Source organism: Mesorhizobium sp. M6A.T.Cr.TU.017.01.1.1 (genome assembly GCF_004023115.1).
Taxonomy (GTDB): Bacteria; Pseudomonadota; Alphaproteobacteria; order Rhizobiales; family Rhizobiaceae; genus Mesorhizobium; species Mesorhizobium mediterraneum.
In genome coordinates this window covers 1-4,186 of sequence record NZ_RZTA01000220.1, presented here as the reverse complement: position 1 = coordinate 4,186, position 4,186 = coordinate 1, and the positions used below count along the sequence as shown (strand labels likewise).

General features: G+C 63.0%; 4 protein-coding genes. All 4 read right to left on the bottom strand.

From position 1 onward, the window contains the following. Positions 1-105: 105 nt before the first annotated feature. Positions 106-1,047 (bottom strand): glycosyltransferase, encoded by a 942-nt coding sequence (locus EOB36_RS33285; RefSeq protein ID WP_128243418.1) that lies wholly within the window; start codon positions 1,045-1,047, stop codon positions 106-108. Between the two features lie 67 nt (positions 1,048-1,114). After that, positions 1,115-2,059 carry a type II CAAX endopeptidase family protein gene (locus EOB36_RS33280; RefSeq protein ID WP_128243419.1) on the bottom strand — a complete coding sequence of 315 codons (945 nt, stop codon included), beginning with the start codon at positions 2,057-2,059 and terminating at the stop codon, positions 1,115-1,117. A gap of 193 nt (positions 2,060-2,252) precedes the next feature. Further along, complete coding sequence (locus EOB36_RS33275; protein ID WP_095484839.1) at positions 2,253-2,852, bottom strand: DUF1236 domain-containing protein; 600 nt, start codon at positions 2,850-2,852, stop codon at positions 2,253-2,255. A gap of 63 nt (positions 2,853-2,915) precedes the next feature. After that, positions 2,916-4,013 carry a putative zinc-binding metallopeptidase gene (locus EOB36_RS33270; RefSeq protein ID WP_128243420.1) on the bottom strand — a complete coding sequence of 366 codons (1,098 nt, stop codon included), beginning with the start codon at positions 4,011-4,013 and terminating at the stop codon, positions 2,916-2,918. Between the last annotated feature and the right edge of the window lie 173 nt (positions 4,014-4,186).

Here is a 4,186-nt window from a genome sequence, read left to right as displayed (position 1 = left end):
GTTCCAGCTTGGCTGCGACGGCACTCCGTCCAACACCCCTCTTCCGTCTTGGCGCTGCGCGCCAATCCACCTTCTCCCACAAGGGGAGAAGGAAAAAAGGGGCGGTCATGGCAGCGTTTCGCCGTCGAGGATCCGGGCATAGAGATCGAGATAGCCCTTTGCGGTGCGGGAGATTGGAAATCGGTCGACGGCAGAGTCCCGGCAGCGCTGCGGGGAAAGGCCGGCGATCGCGTCGAGGGCCGCAGCAAATTCCTCATCGCTGTCGAAGAACCGTCCGGTGTCGTCGTCGACGATCTCGGGCATGGCGCCGCGCCGCGTTGTCAGCACCGGCGTTCCGCACAGCATGGCCTCGACCGGCGCCATGCCGAACGGCTCTTCCCAGGCGATCGGGTTGAGAAAGGCCTTTGCCGCGCCCAGCAGGCGCTGTTTTTCGTCGCCGTCGACGACCCCATGGAAGCGAAAGCGGCTGCCCAGGCTCTTGAAGAAAACGCCATCGCGCCGAACCTGGCTGCGTAGCAACAGCCGCCAGCGCGAGCCACCGGCGATATCGAGGGGAAAATCGAATTTTTTCGCGAGATCGACCGCACGGTTCAGATTCTTGCTGGCGCGCGAGATGCCGGCGAGAAACAGAAGGCGATCGTTCTTCGAACCGGCCAGGCGGTAGGTGTCAGTCGGAAAGCCATTGTAGACGAAGGTCTTCCTGCCGTGGTTGCGCGCGTGGCTGGCGCTGACGAAACTCCAGTTTGGCTGCGGCCTGGGCTTTTCCGGGGAAAAGCCGTGCGCGGTATTGAGGGTCGGGAAGGGAACGTCGAGAAACCAGCTGTGAAAGTGGACGATATCGGCGTCCGCGGGGATGGCGGCCCGGCATTGCGCTTCCGAAGACGCATGCCGCACCTCGCAAAGCGGGTGGCTCGAGTCGGGATCGACAATCAGCACGACACGATGGCCAAGCCGGGCAAGTTCCGACGCCAACCAGTCGACCTGGCGCTGGGTGCCGCCATAGCCCCTGGAGGGGATGGTTCCGGTCACCGCCAGTGCGATGCGCATCAGCTTGGCCCGCCAGTTTTTTGCTTGACCATGATCTTACCCAAAAACCGGTTTCCACTTTTTGGGATCATGGTCTGTCCGGCTCGACCTTCAGCGGCGAGCGCGGATGCAGCAGCAGCAGGATCGTCAACAGGCTGCAGACGATGCCGATCGCTGCGATGAGGACGGCATCAAGCGTCGTCCAGCCGGCGCCTTCGAGCGGCTTGGCGTTGAACAGGGCGAAGGAATTGTAGCTTTGCTGGTGCGAAATCAGCAGGAAGCCGGTCAGATTGTTGCCGAGATGAGCGCCGAAGGCCGCGCCGAGATTGCCGGTGACATAGACCACAAGCGTCAGGAGCAGCGCAAAAGCGGCGATCGCGGCCAGAACGCAGGCGTTGATGGCGGCCGTCGAGCTTGGGCTCCAATGCATCGAGGTGAACAGAAGTCCTGGCAGCAATGCCCAGATGAAGGGGTTTTTAAACCGGTTGGCCAGGCCCCTGAGGAGATAGCCGCGGAACAGCACTTCTTCGGACGAGGTCTGCAGCAGGGTCAGCGCAGCGATCGGGATCAGGAACAGCAGCCAGGACGACAGGCCGATCGCACCGCGCGCAATCTCGGGCTGCAAGAGATAGAGCAGGATTTCGGAGAGCAGCGATGTGGTCAGCACCGCGGCCAATCCCTTGAGGAATCCCGAGCGCGAAACGCGGCGGCTGGTGCCGATCAGCGCCATCAGCGGCTCGCGATGGACCCAGCGCATGGCAACCCACAGGCCGAGCCAGATTCCGGCAAAGGAAGCGAGCGCGGCGAGGATTCCGGCGGGTGAAGCCATGAAATTCTGCACCGCCCCTCCTTCTATCGGGGCCGATGATGCCTGCCAGATAACAAAAAGATAGGCGCCGCCGAACAGCACGGCGACGGTTGTCGCGACCCAGAACAGGATGACGATCGCCGTTCCGAGCAGCAGGCGCGGCAGGGTCGTCTTGGCGTTGGGAATATGCCGGTAACGCTCGAAAGCGGTTGGATCGATCGTCACGCGGGTTCCTTGCCTGATGCATCGGGTCGCATGATCTAGAGCATCGGACCCAAAAGTGGAACCGTTTTTGGGAAAATTCGGTGCTCAAAAAGCTGGAGCGGCAGCACGCCGCTCCAGCGCGAAGCTCTGGATGAAACGACAGCGACGGCCGCCGTTGGTTCTTGCCCGGCGGCCGGCTGGTTGCTTGGTTATGTCAGCGCTCGACGTACATGATGCGTCGGGTGCCCGGATCGACCAGCGCCGGCTGGCCGTTCACATAGACATAGCGGTAGTCGTAATCCGGAATCTCGCGCAACTCGACGGTATCGGGCAAGGTCGCGCCCGTAACCACCTCGCCCTCGAGATAGACCGGGTCGAGCCGGTTCGTATCAATATAGGTGCGGACCTCGGCCGGCGGTCGCCTGATCGGCTCGATCGGCTCGCCAGCGACGATCGCTCCGGTATAGGTATCGTCATAGTCCATGTCGGCGGGCGCTTCGACGATGGCGATGCCTGCGTCGGCCGGGCGCCGGGTCAGGACAACGTCGTTGCCGCCGAAATCGGCCGTCACGTAGTCGGAATAGATCCAGCCCTGGCCATTGGCCTCCGCAATGGTGCACCATTTGCTGTTTTGGATGCAGCCCTCGAGGGTTGCCGACTGACCGGCAGCGAGCGTGCCGATGACCGGGTATTGCGGGCCGGGGCCGGCGCGCACGTTGAGATCGGCGACAGCCGAGACGGCGGTATCGGCCAAGGCTGCGCCCGACATGGCGACAAGCGCTCCAGCGACAGCAGGAAGCAGTATGCGTTTCATGATTTCGCTCCGTTTTCGTAATCCCTCGCGAACGAAAACGAAACAAGGCCTCATGCGTTCCGGCTAAAATGCCTCGGCCGGCTCACGTTTTGTTCCAGTTTCTTTCGCTACACCGGTCAGGAGTTCATGGACGAAAGCCAGCTTCTGTGCGGTCACCTCGGAGATGACGAAGGGATAGAGGTCCGGCAGGCCCATGCAGCGGTTGATCGAGTTGGACGCTTCCGACAGCACCAGCCAGCGGGCCAGGATCTTTTCGAACGGTTCAGGAACGGCGGCGGGTTCCGACGGCGCCGGTTGCAGCTCGCCGCCGGTGTCGCCCCGCGACAGGTCGTTGGCCTCCACGGTTTCCAGCCGGCCGAGCGGGAAATTCAGCGCATGCACCATCTCCAGCGTGTCGGTGATGTGCAGATGGTGCGCCCATGTCTCGGCCCAGTCCTCCCAGGGATGGGACGTGGCATAGGCCGAAATGTGGCCCTGCTGCCAGTCGGGCACAGCACCATTGGCATGGTAGGCCTTCAGCGCCTGCTCGTAATCGACGCGGTCGTCGCCGAACAATGCGCGGAAGGCGCTGAGCCGTTGCGGGTCGTCGCGGATCAGGCGGTCCCAGTAGTAGTGGCCAAGCTCATGGCGGAAATGGCCGAGCAAAGTGCGGTAGTTCTCGCCCATCTCGACGCGCCGTCTTTCGCGCTCGGCCGAATCCGCCTCGGCGACATTGAGCGTGATCAGGCCGTTGCCATGGCCGGTCAGGATACGTCCGCCACCCGGACCGCCGCCGATCGGATCGGCGAGGAAGTCGAAGGCGAGGCCGACCTCGTCGCCGGCATTCCGCTTGGGTGCGACCGGCAGTCCGGCAGCGAGCAGTGAATAGATTGCCCGCTTCTTTGCCTCTTCGACGCGGATCCAGCGACGGCGGTTGCCATCGACCGAAAGGTCCGGGATCAACTGGTTCAGCATGCAGGCGCGACAGAAGGCATGACCTGGTTCCGCCATCCAGTTGCAAGCGCACTCGTCGGCATTGGTGCACTGGAAAACGCCGCCGGTGCCGGACAAGACGAAGCGCGCATGCCCGGGATCGTACAGCACGGAGCTGGCGCAGTTCAGGCACTGGGCGTTCTCGAAGTAGAGGCGGTGCCCGCAATGCGGACAATCGAAGAGCTTCATCCCAATCTCAAATCATCAGGTCTTAGATCGTCAGGCCCGGATATAGTGCGGAGCGGCATTTCGCCCAAACGCCCGTCAGCGGCCGGCGTTCCTGCCGATGCTATTTTGCCGCAAGCTGGGCGGCGACCATTCTCGCCACCGCCTCGCCCGATAGCCTGGCGCCGCCGCAGGTC